The following is a 17,259-nucleotide window of genomic DNA, read 5'->3' on the forward strand; positions in this document are numbered from 1 at the left end:
GTGGGGCGGGCGCAGGCGGGGCGGGACGCCATTGGTAGCGGCAGCGCCGCCACGGGAGAACCCTCGCGCCGGCATGGACGCGGCCAAGCCGATGCGCTGGCGGCAAGGCGCGTCGCGGCAGGGGCCATCCGGCGCACGTGCACACGACCGATGGGACGGAATGTCAGGACAGCGTCACGTCCGTCATGACTTCCGAAATGGCCCAGAGCCTTTGCCGAGCCTCAAGATCGAGCGCCTGCGCCGGAAGACGCGCGGGACGCGGATGCCCACGGGTTTCAAAAAGCCGGTCGGGGCCGTAATAGCCACCCCCCTCCGCCTCGGCGGACGTCGCCGCATAGAGGGAGGGCAGCGCGCCTTGGGCTGCGGGCTGGAACAGGAACCACAAAAATGTCCGCGCCACGCCCTCAACGCTGCGCGGACCCAGCGTGTTGTGAATGAGATCGGTCCGCGAGATGCCGGGATGGGCCGCCAGGCCCGAAAAGCCCCATCCCCCCGCGCGGCTGCGGCGATCAAGCTCGAGGGCGAACATCAAGCATGCGAGCTTCGACTGGCTGTAGCCCGCCATCGGGCGATAGGTCTTCGCAAGATTGATGTCGTCGAAATCAATCTGTCCACCATTGGCCGCCAGACTGGAGAGCGTAACGACGCGGGCGTCCCTGCCTTTGGACAGAAGCCCCTTCAGACGCGCCGTCAAGGCGAAGTGGCCGAGATGGTTGGTTCCCAGCTGGAGCTCGAAGCCGTCCCGGGTCTCCCGCCGCTTCGGGGGGAGCATGACCCCGGCATTGTTCACCAGAAGGTCAAGGCTCGCCCTCTCGCTCTCCATTTGCCGCGCGAATGAGGCAACCGAGGACAGATCGGCCAGATCAAGCTTTCCGAACTGAACACGCGCGCCGCGAACCGCCTGTTTGATGCGGGATACCGCCTCGTCCCCCTTCTGAGGGTCGCGACCGGCGATGGTCACGTCACATCCGGCCCCGGCGAGCGCGAGGGCCGTCTCCAACCCCAATCCGCCGGTTCCGGTCACGATAGCGGTGCGCCCCTGCTGATCGGGGATGTCGGCGGCGGTCCACTGGGTCATCTGGCGCCTCTTTGCGAATTTTTGCACGTGGTGTAAAATGATTATTACACCGAGTGTAATTTTTCAAGAGGGTGGCGCTGAAGGTGTCCGACCGTGTCGACAAAGCAGGCGGTGGCCTCCGGGAGCGGAAGAAGCGCGACACGAAGCGGCGCATCACGGAGACGGGCATCGCCCTTTTCCTTCAGCACGGCATCGAGCAGACAACGCTCGAAGACATTGCGTCTGCGGCCGGCATTTCGCGCAGAACCTTCTTCTATTACTTCACCTCGAAGGACGACATTCTGCTCTCCCTCCTCAGCGGGATGGGAGAGCAGCTGAGTGATGCGGTGAAAAACGCTCCCGCAGGCTCTACACCCATCGAAGCGGTGCGCGATGCCGTCATCAGGGTTTGTGACGCTCTTCCAGCCAACGACATGATTGAGCTGGACCGGCTGATGCGGACGAGCGCGAGCGTTCAGGCCCGCAAGCAGGCCTTCTACGTGCAACAGGAAAGTGAAATCTACGCCGCGCTCAAGGAGCGGTGGCCTGAGCCGGAACGCTCAACCGCATTGCGCACCGTCGCGATGATCTCGGTTGGGGCATTCCGCCTTGCGTCCGATATCTTCTCCCAGGAGAAGGGCGCGCGGCCCATACGCGAACTTCTTGAAGACATCTTCGGCAGCGCCGCCAAGGAAATGCGCCTTCATCCCTAGCCCGGCGCCGGCGCCTTTGGGCACCCGCACCTTGTCGGAGGCCGCGCCCCCCGCGGCCCGGTGTGCCCCGCCCCCCGGACGCCGGGCCGCGCCGGGCCGCTCGTGCCGCCGGAGGTCTCGCGCCGCCTTGCTCGCCCACAGCCGATCCGCACGGGGAGGCGCCACCGCGCGTCAGGGTCCCGGAAGCCCTCCGAGGGCGGCGATCACCCCGGCAGGCGGCTCGATATTGTTGACTAGGAAATCATATCCAGATAGTTTCCTAGTAAATCAGATGAGGCTTCCGGTGTCCCCCGTCCCCCCTCCCCCGGTGTCCGACCTTGATGCGCATCTGGGCTTCCGGCTGCGCGCGGTTTCCAACCATGTGTCCCAGGCCTTCGCCGCGAAGCTGGCGGGCCAGGGGGTGACCACCGCCGAATGGGTGGTGCTGCGCGCCCTCTATGGCACGCCGCCCACCCCGCCGAGCCAGGTGGCGGCGCGTCTTGGCCTGACGCGCGGCGCCATCACCAAGCTGGCGGACCGGCTCATCGCCAAGGCGCTCCTCACCCGCGCCGCCCATGCCGAAGACAAGCGCGCCCAGACCCTCGCCTTGACCCCCGCCGGCCTCGCCCTGGTGCCGCACCTCGCGGCGCTTGCCGACCGCAACGATGCCGATTGCTTCGGCCTCCTCACCCCGGCGGAACGGACAAGCCTGGAACACCTGCTCGCCCGCATCGCCGCCCATTGCCGGATCACCGCCACGCCAGTGGAATGACCTTTCAGGAAGCCCCCATGGACCCCAAGCACATCGAGACCGCCCGCGCCTGCCTTGCCGCCGCTCAGGCTGACACCCTGACTTTCCCTGAGATGGTCGGCGCCCTCATGGAGGCGGGATTCGAGGGGTATGCGGTGGATTTCCGCGCCGGCCGCGCCACCTATTACCGGCCCGACGGCAGCACGCTCGACCTGCCGACCCATGCGTTCCACACCCCTGTTGCCGACAGATTCGACGTGGGCCCCATCCAGGCCGCCATCCAGGCGGCGCAGAGGAAGGCGCCAGGCTACAGCTATCAGGGCTTCTGCCGCACCGTGGCTGCGGCGGGCTGCGCCTCCTATCTGGTGTCGTTCCTCGGCCGGCGGGCGGTCTATATGGGCCGCACGGGCGAGAGCCATGTGGAACTCTTCCCCAGTTGAGTGGGGCCAGACCTGCCTCCAGCCCCTTGCAAGGCGCCCCGCGCCCCACTATCAACAGCCCCGCGCAGACATCGACGCCGCCCCCCTTGAAACCTTGGGGCGCTCAGCGTAGGTTCCGCGTCCTCGCCGGCACCCCTTGCGGTGCCGCGCTGTGCAGCTGTAGCTCAGTTGGTTAGAGCGCCGGTCTGTGGAACCGGAGGTCGGTGGTTCGAGCCCACCCAGCTGTACCATTGGATTTCCCCCTCCCCTCGTTGAATGACCATCGCCCTCCCGCGCGCGCCCATCCGCCGCGCCCGCAGCCGCCCCGCGCGCCCGCAACAGGCTCGCGCCGGGCGGCGGGTGTTGTATAAGACTCATCCCGCCCGGCGCCGGACCTCCCGCTCCGCCGGCCCTTCCCGGTTGATACCGACCCGCCTCCTCGGCCGAGCGCGCGCCAGTTTCGCCCCATCGCCCGCCTGTTCCGATCGCAGTCCCGCCATGTCCGCCATCCTCACCGCCCTCGTCCCCGTCGCCCTCGTGGTCGCCCTCGGCGCCGCGCTGCGCCGGCGCTTCCTGCCCGATCCCGCCCATTGGTTCGGCATGGAGCAATTGACCTATTACGTGCTGTTTCCCGCTTTGCTGGTGGTCTCGGGGGTGCGGGCGGACCTGTCCAAGGTCAATCTGGTGGGGGTGCTCGGCGCCTTCACCTTCATGCTGGTGGTGCTGGCGGCCGCGTTGCTGCTGGCCCGGCCGGCCCTCAACCGCGTGATGGGGGTGGACGGGCCGTCCTTCACCTCCCTGTTCCAGGGGGTGCTGCGCTGGAACACCTATGTGGCGCTCGCCGCCGTGGGCGGGCTTTATGGGGCGAGCGGCATCACGGTGGCAGCGGTGGCCCTTGTGTGCCTGGTGCCCATCGTCAATGTGATCTGCGTGGCCGTGCTCTCCCGCTATGGCGCAGCCGGGAGCACCTCGCTCACCCTCATGGCCCGGCAATTGGGGCGCAATCCGCTCATCTGGTCGTGCGCGGCGGGCATGGCCATCAATGTGCTGAAGGTGCCGGTGCCCGCCGTGCTGCTGGAATTTGGCGACGTGCTCGGCCGGGCCTCGCTGGCCATCGGCCTCTTGGTGGTGGGCGGCGGGCTGGTGCTGCGCGATCTCGCCCGCCCCCGCCTCGTCACCTGCCTGACGGTGGCGCTGACCCTGGTGGTGAAGCCGCTGGTGACGCTGGCGGCGGGGGTGGCGCTGGGCCTGTCCGGCCTGGAACTGACGGTCATCGTGCTGCTCGCCGCCGTGCCATCGGCGCCGGCCGGCTATGTGCTGGCCCGCCAGATGGGCGGCAATGCGCCCCTGCTGGCGGAGATGCTGACAGTGCAGATCGTGTTCGCCGCCTTCACCATGCCGGCCATCACCCTCATCGCCATGAAGGTGGCCGGGGGCTGACCGGGCCGCGCAAACGACAAAGGGCGGCCAGAGCCGCCCTTTTCCTTAAGCGTTCAGCACGGCGCCCAATAGCCCGCCCCGTGCGTGTTGGTGGGGAACCAGCACTGGCCGGTGGGCGGCGGGGGCGCCACATAGACCGGCTGGGGCGCGGGGGCATAATAGACCGTGGGCGGCGGCGGAGCCGGGGCATAATAGACCGGCGGCGGCGGGCTGCTGGCGGCACCGGCAATGGCGGCGGCGCCGAGCAGGCCGAGCGCGATGCCCGCCCCCACTGCCGCGCCATTATTGTTGTGGTTGCGGTAATAGGGCCCGCAATTCCAGCAGCGCGGCGGGGGCGGCCCGGGAGGGCCCCAGCCGGGGCCATAGCCGGGCCCGTATCCGGGTCCCCATCCACCAGCCATGGCGGGCGCGCCCGCCGTCAGGGTCAAGAGGGCCGCAAGACCGGCGACCGCAACCTTCTTGCTGAAGGTGACCATGTCCACTACTCCGTTCGGGGCACGTCCAGTGAAATAAACGGCCCTCAATCGATCGTGATCCTGCTCTGCAATGGGCTCCGAATTATGACCGCCACCTTGGCTTTCGCGTTGATTTAGAGGCGTTTTTCGGCCTGCTGCGCTGCTTTGTGGCGTTTTCCTGGCGCACCGTCCGGCGCGGGCCGATGTTAACCACCTTTTCCCAAAATCTCCGACCAGCAACGCGTCTCAAGGTCCGCGCGGCCGCTCCGGCGGCAGGTCCCTGCAGCCCGCGCCTGTTCCTGAGGTCTTGCGGGCCGCGGGCACAAGCGCTATGCAAGCCCTTGCATCAAGAGTTGGGCAAGGGCCCGACGCCAACCTGCTTTCCCGAGCAAGGTGGAACTCCCGCGGTGGGAGGATGTGGCCGAGGCGGCAACGAAACGGGCGATCCGATCCGAGCTCCGTCCCGCGCCAAGGTGAGACAGGGTTTGGACATGCCGATCAAGATACCGGACACGTTGCCCGCACGCGCCACCCTCGAAGCCGAGGGCGTGGTGGTCATGCGCGAGACCGATGCCGCGCGCCAGGATATCCGGCCCCTCAAGCTCGGCCTGCTCAATCTGATGCCCGACAAGCCCCGCACCGAGACGCAGTTCGCGCGCCTCTTGGGCGCCGTGCCGCTCCAGGTGGAATTGTCGTTGGTGCACATGGGCAGCCACACGCCGCGGCACACCTCCGCCGACCACATGGCCGCCTTCTATCGCACCTGGGACGAGGTGCGGCAGGAGACGTTTGACGGCTTCCTGGTCACCGGCGCGCCGGTGGAAACCTTGCCCTTCGAGCAGGTGGGCTATTGGGACGAGTTGCGCCGCCTGTTCGACTGGACGCAGCGCCACGTGCATTCCACCATGACCATCTGCTGGGGCGCCCAGGCGGCCATCCAGCATTTCCATGGCGTGCCCAAGCACGAGCTGAACGCCAAGCTCTCGGGCGTCTACAGCCACCGCGTGGAGACCCCCGCCTCTCCCTATCTGCGCGGCTTCTCAGACGACGTGGACATTCCGGTCTCCCGCTGGACCGAGGTGCGGCGGGAAGACCTGCCGGGCGAGGACAAGGTGCGCGTGCTGCTGGATTCGGACGAAGCCGGCCTCGGCCTCCTGGAGGATGCGGAGCGCCGCCTGCTCTTCATGTTCAACCATCTGGAATATGAGAGCGGGACGCTGGCGGCCGAATATGCCCGCGACAGCGCCAAGAACCCCTCGACCCCCGTGCCGGCCCATTATTTCCCCGGCGACGACGCCTCCCGCGCTCCGCGCAACCGCTGGCGCGGCCACGCCCATCTGTTCTTTTCCAACTGGATCAACGAGATCTACCAGACGACGCCGTATCAGCTGGACGAGATCGGGCGCTGAGCGGGCGCGCCTTTCAAAGAGAAGCACGAAAAAGGCCGGGCCCCTGGGGCGCCCGGCCTTTTTTTGCTCCCGCCCCTGGCCGCCGGAGGGCTCACACCTGCACGGAGCGGCGCCCGATGATGGCGAAGCGCAGCCGGGAGGAGATGAAGTCGATCGCCGCCACCATGATGAGCATCATCAGGATCAGGAAGCTCACCTTCTGCCATTCCAGAATGCGGATCTGCTCGGCCAGATGGAGGCCAAGGCCGCCAGCGCCGACGATGCCCACAATGGTGGACTGGCGGGAATTGGATTCGAAATAATAGAGGATCTGGCTGGCCAGCACCGGCAGCACCTGCGGGAAGAGGCCGAAGCGCACCCCTTCCAGCGGCCCGCCGCCGGAGGCGGTGATGCCTTCCACCGGCTTGCGGTCGCTCGCCTCCACCGCCTCGGAGAAGAGCTTGCCGAGATCGCCGATGGACGAGGTGGCGATGGCCAGGATGCCGGCGAAGGGGCCAAGGCCAACCACCGTCACATAGATCAGCGCCCAAATCAGCTTGTCCACCCCGCGGAACACGTCCAGCACCCGGCGCACCAGGGTGTGCAGGAGGGGATTGGCGACCACATTCTTGGCGGCCAGCAGCCCCAAGGGCAAGGCGAGCACCGCGCCGGCGAAGGTGCCGAGAAAGGCGATGGCCAGCGTCTCGCCCAGGGCGTGCAGGTACAGCGGCAATTGCTTGCCGGGATCGGGCGGCACCATGAGGGTGAGGAAATGGCCGAGCTGGGCGAGGCCCGTGCCGATGCGCGCCAGCGAGAAGCCCAGATGCCACATGGCATAGACCGCAAGCACCGCCATGGCCGCGATCAGCACCCAGCCGGTGATGCGCCCGCCATCGGTGAGGCGGAAATGCTGCGGATAGAGCGCCTTCAGGCGCGCTTGCTCGGCCGGATCGAAGGCGAGACGGGCCCGGTTCATCGGCCGGCCTCCATGCTGATGAGCCGATGGCGGATGCGCTCGGTCACCAGGTCGATGATCGTGACCGTGGCGATGATGAGCAGCAGGATGGCGGAGACGTCGGAATAATAGAATTTGCGGATGGCCTCCACCAGGTCCTGGCCGATGCCGCCCGCCCCCACGAAGCCCATGATGGCCGCCTCGCGCACATTGATCTCGAAGCGCAGCAGGCCATAGGAGGCAAAATTGGAGAGCACCTGCGGCAGCACGGCAAGCCGCACCGCCTGCACCCAGGAGGCGCCGGAAGCGGTGGCGCCCTCCACCGGCTTCATGTCGATATTCTCCACCACCTCGGCGAACAATTTGCCCAGCGACCCCATGGTGTGGATGGCCAGCGCCAGCACGCCGGGCATGGGGCCAAGGCCAAACGCCACCACGAACAGGAGCGCGAAGACGATCTCCGGCACGGTGCGGCAGAATTCCAGGAGCCGGCGGGCGGCAAAACGCACAGTGGTGTTGCGGGTGAGATTGGCGGAGGCCAGGAAGCACAGGCACAGCGCGCCCATGACGCCAAACACGGTGCCCAGATAGGCGATCATGATGGTGTCGGCGAGCAGCTTCAGCCAGCCATCCAGGTTCCAGTACCATTCGGCCAGATCCGCGCCCAGCTGGTCGAGCCGCAGCGTGGGCAGGATGTTCCAGAAATAATCGCCGAGGCGATAGGCATTGGCGGCGAAGACCGAGGGCTTCACCTCGCCCCACCAGCACGACAGGGCGATGCACACGGCCACCACGCCCATCCCGATGAAGGAATGGCGACGGCGCGCGGCCACCGCCTCATCATAGAGGCGCGCCATGGGCGCGATCTGCTCTGCGGGGAGGCGGACGACGGTGTGGGCCAAGGCGCGCGGATCCGGTGGCAGGGACAAAGGGCGAAAGGAACTGAACAGGGGAGCCGGCTTCATGAACCGGCTCTCAGCATCGTCACCGTCATGGCCGGGCTTGTCCCGGCCATCCACGGGGAGCGGCCTGGATCAGGCTTCCGACGGTCTTCGAGGCGGCGAGGCGTGCATGCCCGGGCCAAGCCCGGGCATGACGTTCCCCCCGGAGAGGCGTCGGCGAGCGGAGACCAGAAAGAAAAGGCCCGGCCGTCTCCGGCCGCGCCCTCCAGACCTCAGGACGCCTTCTTCTTGCGCAGTTCGTCCACGAACTTGTTCAGCTCGATGATCGCCTGGTAGGAGGAATTGTCCACCGGCTGCCACACCTGCTGCTTGCCTTCATAGATCTTGTCGAAGGCGGCCTTGTCGTTCTTCTCGATGGAGAAGAAGGCATCGCGGATCTTGGCCTTGAGGTCCGCCGGCAGGCTGTCGAGATAAGCCAGGGGCGAGTTCACGATCTGCTCGGACTTGAAGATGATGCGATAGTCCGAATACTTGGCCATCCCCTTGCGATCCATGCGCATGAGGTTGGATTCCTGGTCGTCGTTCCACCAGTTGAAGGCGGCGTCGCAGGTGCCCTGCTGCACGCCGATGACGGCGTTCTCATGCGAGCCGGCATAGACCACCTTGCCGAAGAACTGGTCGGGCTGGATGCCCATCTTGTTCATGGCGAAGCGCGGCACGTTGTTGCCGGAGGTGGAATTGGGGTCCACCAGGCAGAGATTCTTGCCCTTCAGGTCCTCGATGGACTTGTAGGGGCTGTCGGCCTTCACATAGAGCACCGAATGGTAGCCCTTGGTGCCGTCCGCATTCACCTCGATGGCGAAGGCTTCGATCTTGGCGCCGGTCATCAGCGCGCGGGCGAAGGAGGACGGGCCGTAGGAGGCGATGTGGATGTTGCCGGCGCGCTGGCCTTCGATCACCGCCGCATAGTCATTGGCCACGCGCAGCGTGACCTTGGTGCCCAGCTCCTTGGTCAGGTAGCTCATGAGGGGCGCATAACGCTCGGTCACGCCGGAGGCGTTCTCGGCGGGGATGATGGCGAACACCAGTTCGGGATACTGGGCCTTCCAATCCTGGGCGAGCGCGGCGCCCGCGGACAGAGCCAGCGCGGCGCCGGCAGCAATGAGGGTACGACGGGTCAGCATGGGTCTTTCCTCGTCCATGGGGACATGTTGAACACGGGACATGTTGAACACGAGAACGCGCAACGGGTCGGACGGCGCGCGCGCCGTCCCGCCCGGGCAGCGGACCGCCCGGATCGAAAAGCCAAGTGTCGGAACCGCAGCTCAGACCGTGACGGCGGCCTCCGCCGTCGTGCCGAAGGGCGCGGGATGCGGGTCCACGTCCATCACCTCCCCCGCCTCGAGACCATAAAGGTCGCGCGCCACATCCTCGGTAAGGGCGGCGGGGGCGCCGTCGAACACCACGCGCCCGCCCGCCATGCCCACCAGCCGGTCGCAATAGGTGCGGGCCAGCTCAAGCGAGTGCAGGTTGCACAGGACGGTGATGCCGAAATGCTTGTTGATGCGCAGGAGCGCGTCCATCACCACCTTGGTGTTGCGCGGGTCCAGCGAGGCGATGGGCTCGTCGGCCAGGATCAGGCCGGGCTCCTGGACCAGGGCGCGGGCGATGGCGACCCGTTGCTGCTGGCCGCCCGACAGGCTGTCCGCCCGCTGGCCGGCAAAGGGCGCCATGTCGAACTGGTCGAGAGCGGAGAGCGCCATGGCCTTGTCGTCGGCGCTCCAGCTCTTGGAGAGCGCGCGCCAGGTGGGCATGGTGGACAGGCGCCCCATGAGCACGTTGGTGAGCACGTCGAGCCGGCCCACCAGATTGAATTGCTGGAACACCATGGCGGCCTGGGCGCGCCACTGGCGCAGCGCCTGGCCCTTCAGGCCGGTCACGTCGCGGCCGTCATAAAGGATGCGGCCGCCAGTGGAATCCTGCAGGCGGTTGACCATGCGCAACAAGGTGGACTTGCCCGCCCCGGACCGGCCGATCACGCCCACGAAGGCGCCGCCACCGATCTGAAGATTGACATCCGCCACCGCCACCTTGTCGCCGAAGCGGCAAGTGAGGCCTTCCATAACGAGCATGCGCAGAGCTCCGCTTCGTCCCGGAGCTTTCCATTAAGGATGTCCCGCAACAGACGTGTGACGGTTCGGTGATGGCGGCCGCCGCGGGCGGCGAGCATTCAGAGAAACCGACGTCTTTTCAAAATCTTACCCGACACGCCCCACGGTCAAAAATTTGTCGGCCGGACTGGACAAATGCCGGCCCGGCCGGCCTTTCATGACGGCGTCACAGCTCCACCAGCGTCCTGAAGCCGCCATAGATCATGCGCTTGCCGTCGAAGGGCATGGCGTCCGGGCCCTTGGGCAGGCGGGGATCGGCGAACACCTTGGCATTGGTGGCGTCCCGCGCCTCCCGCGAGGCATGCAGGATCCAGGAGAAGACCACCACCTCGTCGTCGGTGGCCTGCACGGCGCGGGGGAAGGAGGTGAGCGTGCCATAAGGCACGTCGTCGCCCACGCATTCCACCACCGCCAGCGCCCCGTGCTCCTTCCAGATGGCCCCGGCCAGTTCCGCCAGCGCGCGGTAGTCCTCGATCTTCTCCTTCGGCACGGCGATCACGAACCCGTCCACATAGGCCATGGCAGACCCTCCCTGATGCATCTCCCGCCCGCGAAGGACGACGGGGGGCGGGCCGCGCCGACAGGCCGGGCAAAAAAAAGCGGCGCTGGGGTTTCCCAGCGCCGCCCGATCGACCTTCCTTCGGGGTTTTTGTGTTTATGGAAGGCGGCTTGAGTGTGGGGCCGAGCTCAGATCACGCCCAGAAGCACCGCGCCGATAAAGGCCAAAGCGGCACATAGGGAGAGCATGTCGAACTTCCTGCCGTGGTTCACCTCTCAACGCCCTTTGCAGGTCGATCTTCAACGCAACTTTAGCGAAGAATTCATGGGTTAAAAGGCAATAAACGTACTGCAACGCCGCAAAGGCGCCGTGCAACGCGGCGGAGGCCCGACGAAAGTCGAAGCATATCAGCGGCGCATCCCATGACGCGCCGCACGGAGACCGCGGCAAAAAAATGCAAAGGGGCGCCCGGCTCCCGCGCGGGTGCCGGCGGCCTCACCGCTGGCGGATGGCCCGTTCCAGGAATGCGGCCACCAGCAAGGCGTTGCGGTCGCGGCCGAAACGGCCCACCACCTGCACGCCCACCGGCAGTCCGGCGGCATTCTCGAGCCCGGTCACATTGATGCAGGGCGTGCCCATGAGGGTCCACAGCCGGTTGAACATGGCCGAACCCGTGGTGGCAAAGCCTTCCGGCGCGGCGCCGGGGGCCGAGAAGGTGAGCAGCGCATCCTGCTCCGTGAACAGGTCGCCCAGCGCATGGCGGGCGCGCTTGGCGGTTCGGCGGGCGGAATCATAGGCATCGCTGGTGATGGCCGCCGCCCGCTCCAGATGCGCGGCCAGCAGGTCCGACATCTCCGCGCGGTGGAAGTCAAAGTCATCCGCCAAGGCGATGGCGGCCTCGAAGTCCTGAATCACCGGGCACATGGCATCGGCCGCCTCGATCTCGGCGGGCAGGTCCACCACGGTCACCTTCGCCCCCGCCGCCACGGCGGCCTTTGCGGCGGCCTCAAGCGCCACGTGGGCGTCGGCATCGGCATGGTCCGCACGGGCGGTGCGCACCAGCGCAATGCGCGGGGCATTGGCCACGCCCTCGCCGATGTCCAGGTCCCGCCCGGTCATGGCCCCCACCGCGAAGGCGACATCCGCCACGCGGGCGCCGAACACGCCGATGGTGTCCAGATGCCAGGAGAAGGTCTTCATGCCCAAGGTGGGCAAGGTGCGGAAGGTGGGCTTGTAGCCGGTCACCCCGCAGAAGGCCGCCGGCCGGATCACCGAGCCGCCAGTCTGGGTGCCCAGCGCCAGCGGCACCATGCCCGCCGCCACCGCCGCCGCCGAGCCAGAGGACGAGCCGCCGGGGGAATGCGCGAGATTGCGTGGATTGCGCGTCACCGAGGGCTTCAGGAAGGCAAATTCCGTGGTCACCGCCTTGCCCGGCACGAGGCCACCCGCCCGCTTCACCTGCCGCACCACGGGAGCGTCCTGCGTCGGCCGATGGCCGGCATAGATGTTTGACCCATAGGTGGTGGGCAGGTCGCGGGTGTCCAGAATGTCCTTCACCGCCACCGCGAGGCCCGCCAGCGGGCGCTGCGCCAAGCCCGGCTCTTGCGCCGCCTTGGCCGCCGCCTCCAGGTCCAGGCTCTCGAAGGCGCGCACCTGCGGCTCATGGGCGGCGATGGCGGCAACGCCCCGGGCGAGCACGTCGGCGGGGGAAAGCCGGCCGGCGCGGATGTCGAGGGCAAGGTCGCGGGCGAGCAGCATGGGGGGAGGACTCCGGGAACGCGAAAACGAGGGACCCGGCCGGGCGCCGAGCCGAAAAGCGGGCGCACCTTATCATGCCCGCTTCCGCGCGCTCTGCCTCAGGCGGGGATCACCCCGCCCACCCGCGCTCAAGCCGCATAAGGGACGATCTTCTCGATCTCGCCCGCCAGCCGGGGCGCCTCGCTCTCAAGGTCGTACGCCAGTTGCAGATTAAGCCAGAAGACCGGCGTGGTGGAGAAGAAGCGGGCGAGGCGAAAGGCGGTGTCGGGGGAGATGCCGATCTCCTCCCGCACGATCCGCTCGATGCGGGTGCGCGGAACGCCAAGCGCCCGCGCCAGCTTGCCGGGACTCAAGGCGAGCGGCACCAGATATTCCTCGCGCAGGAACTCACCCGGGTGAATGGGGTTCGCAAAGGGAGCGGCCACGGCGACCCTCCTTGGTCTTCTCGGGCATTTGTATCACAGACTGATACACGCTACTCCCCCTTCCCTCCCCCGCCCCGCTGACGCCCTCCCCACCAAACGCAAGGCCTGCGCGCGCCCGGCCCCTTCCGTGCTTGCGGGGGGGCGTGGGGTCCGGTATGGCTCCGGCCTGCCATGTCATCAGCCTCGCCCTATACTCTCTCCTCTCGGCACCTCATCGGTATCGAGGGACTGTCGGCCGACGAGATCGTCGGCCTGCTCGATCTTGCCGAGGAGTTCGTCACCCTCAACCGGCAAGTGGAAAAGAAGCGGACCACCCTGCGCGGGCGGACGCAGATCAACCTCTTCTTCGAGGCTTCCACCCGCACTCAGTCCTCGTTCGAGATCGCCGGCAAGCGGCTCGGCGCGGACGTGATGAACATGTCGGTGGGCAATTCCTCGGTGAAGAAGGGCGAGAGCCTCATCGACACGGCGGTGACGCTGAACGCCATGCACCCCGACCTTCTGGTGGTGCGCCACCACGCCTCCGGCGCGGTCGCCCTGCTCGCCCGCAAGGTGGATTGCTGCGTCATCAATGCCGGCGACGGGGCCCATGAGCACCCGACCCAGGCGCTGCTCGATGCGCTCACCATCCGCCGCAACAAGGGCACCATCCAGGGGCTGACGGTGGCCATCTGTGGCGACGTGATGCATTCGCGGGTGGCCCGCTCCAACATCCATCTGCTCCACACGCTGGGGGCCCAGGTGCGCGTGGTCGCCCCCTCCACCTTGCTGCCGAGCGGCATCGAGCAGTTCGGCGTCGAGGTGCACAAGACCATGGAGAGCGGACTGGAGGGGGCGGACATCGTCATGATGCTGCGCCTCCAGCGCGAGCGCATGGCGGGGTCCTTCATCCCCTCGGTGAAGGAATATTTCCATTATTTCGGCCTCGACGAGCAGAAGCTGCGGCGGGCCAAGCCCGATGCGCTGGTGATGCATCCCGGCCCCATGAACCGGGGCGTGGAGATCGATTCGGCGGTCGCGGACGGTGCCCAGTCGCTGATCCGCGAGCAGGTGGAGATGGGCGTCGCCGTGCGCATGGCGGTGCTGGACATGCTGGCGCGGAAGCTTCCCAATGCGTGAGACTGGTCGCCCCCTCTGGTCCGAGCCCCATCCCCTGGTGCTCGCCAATGCCCGCATCATCGACCCCTCCCGCGACGCGGATTATCGCGGCGACGTGCTGCTCGCCGACGGTGTCATCCGGGATGCCGGCTTCGGCCTTGCCGCCACCGGCGTGCCCGATGGCGCCGAGGTGGTGGATTGCGCCGGTGCGGTGGTCGCCCCCGGCCTCGTGGACATGCGCGCCTTCGTGGGCGAGCCGGGCGCCGAGCATCGCGAGACGCTGGCCTCCGCCAGCCATGCCGCCGCTGCCGGCGGCGTGACCACCATCGTCTGCCAGCCCGACACCGACCCGGTGGTGGACGACCCGGCCATCGTGGACTTCATCCTGCGCCGCGCCCGTGACACGGCGGTGGTGCGCGTCCACCCCATGGCGGCCCTCACCAAAGGCCTCAAGGGCGAGGAGATGACCGAGATCGGCCTGCTCCAGGCCGCCGGCGCCGTCGCCTTCACCGATGGCGACCGCTCGGTGAAGAGTGCCCAGGTGCTGCGGCGGGCACTGGCCTATGGCCGCGACTTCGACGCCCTCATGGTGCACCACACCGAGGATGCCACCATGTCCGGCGGCGCCATGAACGAGGGGGCCTTTGCCTCCCGCCTCGGCCTGCCCGGCAATCCGCGCGCCGCCGAAACCATCGTGCTGGAGCGCGACCTGCGGCTGGTGGCCATGACCCAGGGCCGCTACCACGCCGCCTCGCTGACCTGCATCGAATCGCTGGAAGTGCTCGCCCGCGCCAAGGAAGCCGGCCTGCCGGTGACCGCCTCGGTGAGCATCAACCACCTGTCCTTCAACGAGCTGGACATCGGCCAGTACCGCACCTTCTTCAAGCTGCGCCCGCCGCTGCGCGCCGAGGACGACCGCCAGGCCCTGATCCGCGCGCTCGCCTCCGGCCTCATCGACGTGGTGGTCTCCGACCACACGCCGCAGGACGTGGAGGTCAAGCGCCTGCCCTTCGCGGAAGCCGAGCCGGGCGCCATCGGGCTGGAGACGCTGCTCTCGGCCGCCCTGCGCCTGGTGCATTCCGAGCAGGTGGATCTGGTGAACCTGCTCTATGCCCTTTCCACCAAGCCGGCCGACCTGCTCGGGCTGAACGCCGGCACCTTGCGGCCGGGCGCCCCGGCGGACGTGATCGTGTTCGATCCCGACCTGCCCTATGTGCTCGACCCCCGGCAGTTGAAGTCGCGCTCGCGCAACACCCCCTTCGACGAGGCCCGCCTGTCCGGCCGGGTGCTGCGCACGGTGGTGGCCGGGCGGACGGTCTACGAACTGGTGTGAGCCCGATCCGGCCGGGGCCGACCCGCCCCGGCTGGCACGACGTGATCGCGGAAGCGGCCAAATCGTCCGCTTTAGAGAACGCGCGGCACCCTGGATTGCGATGCGCCGGGAGCGCACCTTAGTCTAAGCCTAGAATTGATGTTCCTCCGGCTTCCTCGGACCCCATGTCGACCTTGATCTGGAGCCTTTCGCTCCCCCTCACCTTGGCCAGCGCTGCATTGGGATACCTTTTGGGGTCCATCCCCTTCGGCATCCTGGTGACCCGCCTCGCCGGCACCACGGACATCCGCACCATCGGCTCCGGCAATATCGGCGCCACCAATGTGCTGCGCACTGGGCGCAAGGACCTGGCCGCCGCCACCCTCCTGGGCGATGCCCTGAAGGGCACCGTGGCGGTGCTCCTGGCCCGCGCTCTGTTCGGGCCGGAAGCCGCTCTGGTTGCTGGCTTTTTTGCCTTCCTGGGGCATTTGTGGCCGGTCTGGCTGGGCTTCAAGGGTGGTAAGGGGGTCGCGACTTTCCTGGGTGTGACCCTGGCGCTCTACTGGCCGTCCGCCCTCGCCTTTGCCCTGGTCTGGCTCGCCGTCGCCTATCTCAGCCGCTACTCCTCCCTCGCGGCGCTCACCGCCTCGGTAGCGACTCCCATCAGCGCCTATCTCCTGGGCGCCCCGACCACCGCTATCTTCCTGGCGGGCCTTGCGATTTTGCTCTGGCTGAAGCACCACGCCAACATCGCACGGCTTTTGGCTGGGACCGAGGGGCGGATCGGCGCAAAGTCAAAAAGCGCTGAAGGCTCAAAGGGATGACCAAGAGCGGCGCGCGGCTTTCCCCAGCCCAGCGCCGCGACTGGCTGCGGCTGATCCGCACCGAGCATGTGGGCCCCCGCACCTTCCGGGCCCTCATCAACCAGTTCGGCGGCGCCTCCGCAGCCCTCGAAGCCTTGCCAGCACTGGCTTTGCGGGGTGGCCGCCTGATCCCGCCGCGCATTCCCACCATCGCCGAAACCGAGGACGAGATCGCGGCGCTCACCCGCATGGGCGGGCGGCTTTTGACCCTGGCCGATGCCTCTTATCCCAAGCATTTGAAGGGGTTGGACGATTCTCCCCCGGTGCTGGCGGTGCGCGGGCAGGACCGGGCGCTGATGGCCCCCATGGTGGCCATCGTGGGCGCCCGCAACGCCTCAGCCGCCGGCCGCACCATGGCCGCGCGCCTCGCCAAGGACTTAGGGACAAACGGCTTTTCCATCGTCTCGGGCCTGGCCCGCGGCATCGATGCCGCCGCCCACGGGGCCAGCCTCGCAACCGGCACGGTGGGGGTGTTCGCCGGCGGCCTGGCCAAGCCCTATCCGGCTGAAAACATTGGCCTTATGGAGGACATCCTCGCCCAGGGCGCCCTCGTCTCCGAAATGCCGCTGGGCTGGGAACCCCGCGCCCGCGACTTCCCCCGGCGCAACCGTCTGGTCTCCGGCATGGCGCTCGGCGTGGTGGTGGTGGAAGCGGCGGAGCGCTCCGGCTCCCTCATCACCGCGCGCCTCGCCGCCGAGCAGGGCCGGGAAGTGTTCGCCGTGCCCGGCTCGCCGCTGGACCCGCGCGCCGGAGGCTCCAACAAGCTGTTGAAGACCGGTGCCACGCTTGTGACGGAAGCTGCTGATATTCTTGAAGTTCTGGCGCCTCAGCTGGAGCATGGCACGCCTCCCGAGGTGGAGGCCCCCGCCGAGCCCCTGGGTCTTGAGCCGCCTCCTGACACGGTTCGCGCCCGCATCGTGGAACTGTTGGGCCCGGTGCCCACCCCGATTGACGATCTCGTGCGCCTCGCTCCCGCCAGCGCCGCCCAGGTCCAGGTGGTGCTGCTGGAGCTGGAACTGGCTGGACGTCTGGAGCGCCACGCCGGAGGGATGGTGTCCCTGCTGTGAGCCTCCC

Annotated in this window: 18 protein-coding genes, 1 tRNA gene and 1 riboswitch; of the genes, 10 read left to right on the top strand and 9 right to left on the bottom strand. The window is 67.7% G+C overall.

What is annotated here, in order from left to right; genetic code table 11:
* Nucleotides 1-163: 163 nt before the first annotated feature.
* Nucleotides 164-1,078, bottom strand: coding sequence for an oxidoreductase (locus tag ACT54L_RS21430; protein ID WP_476087671.1), 915 nt, complete (start codon nucleotides 1,076-1,078; stop codon nucleotides 164-166).
* A gap of 71 nt (nucleotides 1,079-1,149) precedes the next feature.
* Between ACT54L_RS21430 and ACT54L_RS21435 the strand changes: the two genes are divergently transcribed.
* The 5 genes from ACT54L_RS21435 (at nucleotide 1,150) to ACT54L_RS21455 (ending at nucleotide 4,359) form a co-directional block, all read left to right on the top strand.
* Nucleotides 1,150-1,770, top strand: coding sequence for a TetR/AcrR family transcriptional regulator (locus ACT54L_RS21435; RefSeq protein ID WP_476087672.1), 621 nt, complete (start codon nucleotides 1,150-1,152; stop codon nucleotides 1,768-1,770).
* Nucleotides 1,771-2,041: 271 nt separating this feature from the next.
* Nucleotides 2,042-2,521 carry a MarR family winged helix-turn-helix transcriptional regulator gene (locus ACT54L_RS21440; RefSeq protein ID WP_476087673.1) on the top strand — a complete coding sequence of 160 codons (480 nt, stop codon included), beginning with the start codon at nucleotides 2,042-2,044 and terminating at the stop codon, nucleotides 2,519-2,521.
* 17 nt (nucleotides 2,522-2,538) lie between these two features.
* The gene (locus tag ACT54L_RS21445) at nucleotides 2,539-2,940 is read left to right on the top strand and encodes a DUF1398 family protein (protein ID WP_476087674.1); all 402 of its coding nucleotides are present in this window, start codon (nucleotides 2,539-2,541) and stop codon (nucleotides 2,938-2,940) included.
* Nucleotides 2,941-3,093: 153 nt separating this feature from the next.
* Nucleotides 3,094-3,170 (top strand) — tRNA-His (locus tag ACT54L_RS21450).
* Between the two features lie 247 nt (nucleotides 3,171-3,417).
* Complete coding sequence (locus tag ACT54L_RS21455) at nucleotides 3,418-4,359, top strand: AEC family transporter (RefSeq protein ID WP_476087676.1); 942 nt, start codon at nucleotides 3,418-3,420, stop codon at nucleotides 4,357-4,359.
* A gap of 53 nt (nucleotides 4,360-4,412) precedes the next feature.
* Here ACT54L_RS21455 and ACT54L_RS21460 read toward each other — a convergent pair whose 3' ends face one another.
* Nucleotides 4,413-4,835: a hypothetical protein gene (locus tag ACT54L_RS21460; protein WP_476087677.1), complete on the bottom strand. Its 423-nt coding sequence runs from the start codon at nucleotides 4,833-4,835 to the stop codon at nucleotides 4,413-4,415.
* Between the two features lie 317 nt (nucleotides 4,836-5,152).
* A riboswitch (SAM-I-IV-variant riboswitch) is annotated at nucleotides 5,153-5,261 on the top strand.
* Nucleotides 5,262-5,305: 44 nt separating this feature from the next.
* On the opposite strand from ACT54L_RS21460, the gene ACT54L_RS21465 reads away from it, so the two are divergent.
* A complete protein-coding gene (locus ACT54L_RS21465) occupies nucleotides 5,306-6,223 on the top strand; it encodes a homoserine O-succinyltransferase (protein WP_476087678.1) in 918 nt (305 codons plus the stop codon).
* 91 nt (nucleotides 6,224-6,314) lie between these two features.
* Here ACT54L_RS21465 and phnE (ACT54L_RS21470) read toward each other — a convergent pair whose 3' ends face one another.
* The 7 genes from phnE (ACT54L_RS21470) to ACT54L_RS21500 form a co-directional block, all read right to left on the bottom strand.
* Entirely contained in the window at nucleotides 6,315-7,178 is an 864-nt protein-coding gene (phnE, locus tag ACT54L_RS21470; RefSeq protein ID WP_476087679.1) for a phosphonate ABC transporter, permease protein PhnE, read from the bottom strand.
* Nucleotides 7,175-8,059 carry a phosphonate ABC transporter, permease protein PhnE gene (gene phnE / locus ACT54L_RS21475; RefSeq protein ID WP_476087680.1) on the bottom strand — a complete coding sequence of 295 codons (885 nt, stop codon included), beginning with the start codon at nucleotides 8,057-8,059 and terminating at the stop codon, nucleotides 7,175-7,177. Before phnE (ACT54L_RS21475) ends, phnE (ACT54L_RS21470) begins: the two co-directional genes overlap by 4 nt.
* Before the next feature lie 272 nt (nucleotides 8,060-8,331).
* Nucleotides 8,332-9,243, bottom strand: a complete 912-nt coding sequence (gene phnD / locus ACT54L_RS21480) for a phosphonate ABC transporter substrate-binding protein (RefSeq protein WP_476087681.1) — start codon at nucleotides 9,241-9,243, stop codon at nucleotides 8,332-8,334.
* Nucleotides 9,244-9,384: 141 nt separating this feature from the next.
* Nucleotides 9,385-10,191 carry a phosphonate ABC transporter ATP-binding protein gene (gene phnC / locus ACT54L_RS21485; protein ID WP_476087682.1) on the bottom strand — a complete coding sequence of 269 codons (807 nt, stop codon included), beginning with the start codon at nucleotides 10,189-10,191 and terminating at the stop codon, nucleotides 9,385-9,387.
* Nucleotides 10,192-10,396: 205 nt separating this feature from the next.
* The gene (locus ACT54L_RS21490; protein ID WP_476087683.1) at nucleotides 10,397-10,750 is read right to left on the bottom strand and encodes a DUF1428 domain-containing protein; all 354 of its coding nucleotides are present in this window, start codon (nucleotides 10,748-10,750) and stop codon (nucleotides 10,397-10,399) included.
* Between the two features lie 474 nt (nucleotides 10,751-11,224).
* Nucleotides 11,225-12,487 carry an amidase gene (locus tag ACT54L_RS21495; RefSeq protein ID WP_476087684.1) on the bottom strand — a complete coding sequence of 421 codons (1,263 nt, stop codon included), beginning with the start codon at nucleotides 12,485-12,487 and terminating at the stop codon, nucleotides 11,225-11,227.
* Between the two features lie 128 nt (nucleotides 12,488-12,615).
* Nucleotides 12,616-12,912, bottom strand: coding sequence for a HigA family addiction module antitoxin (locus tag ACT54L_RS21500; RefSeq protein ID WP_476087685.1), 297 nt, complete (start codon nucleotides 12,910-12,912; stop codon nucleotides 12,616-12,618).
* Between the two features lie 171 nt (nucleotides 12,913-13,083).
* On the opposite strand from ACT54L_RS21500, the gene ACT54L_RS21505 reads away from it, so the two are divergent.
* The 4 genes from ACT54L_RS21505 to dprA all read left to right on the top strand — a co-directional run bounded on the left by ACT54L_RS21505 (nucleotide 13,084) and on the right by dprA (nucleotide 17,252).
* Nucleotides 13,084-14,031: an aspartate carbamoyltransferase catalytic subunit gene (locus ACT54L_RS21505; protein ID WP_476087686.1), complete on the top strand. Its 948-nt coding sequence runs from the start codon at nucleotides 13,084-13,086 to the stop codon at nucleotides 14,029-14,031.
* A complete protein-coding gene (locus tag ACT54L_RS21510) occupies nucleotides 14,024-15,343 on the top strand; it encodes a dihydroorotase (RefSeq protein ID WP_476087687.1) in 1,320 nt (439 codons plus the stop codon). Before ACT54L_RS21505 ends, ACT54L_RS21510 begins: the two co-directional genes overlap by 8 nt.
* 164 nt (nucleotides 15,344-15,507) lie before the next feature.
* The gene (plsY, locus tag ACT54L_RS21515; RefSeq protein ID WP_476087688.1) at nucleotides 15,508-16,146 is read left to right on the top strand and encodes a glycerol-3-phosphate 1-O-acyltransferase PlsY; all 639 of its coding nucleotides are present in this window, start codon (nucleotides 15,508-15,510) and stop codon (nucleotides 16,144-16,146) included.
* Nucleotides 16,143-17,252, top strand: a complete 1,110-nt coding sequence (gene dprA, locus ACT54L_RS21520; RefSeq protein WP_476087689.1) for a DNA-processing protein DprA — start codon at nucleotides 16,143-16,145, stop codon at nucleotides 17,250-17,252. The genes plsY and dprA overlap by 4 nt, the downstream gene beginning before the upstream one ends.
* Nucleotides 17,253-17,259 lie beyond the last annotated feature (7 nt).

The organism is Aquabacter sp. DMC10 (assembly GCF_056314145.1).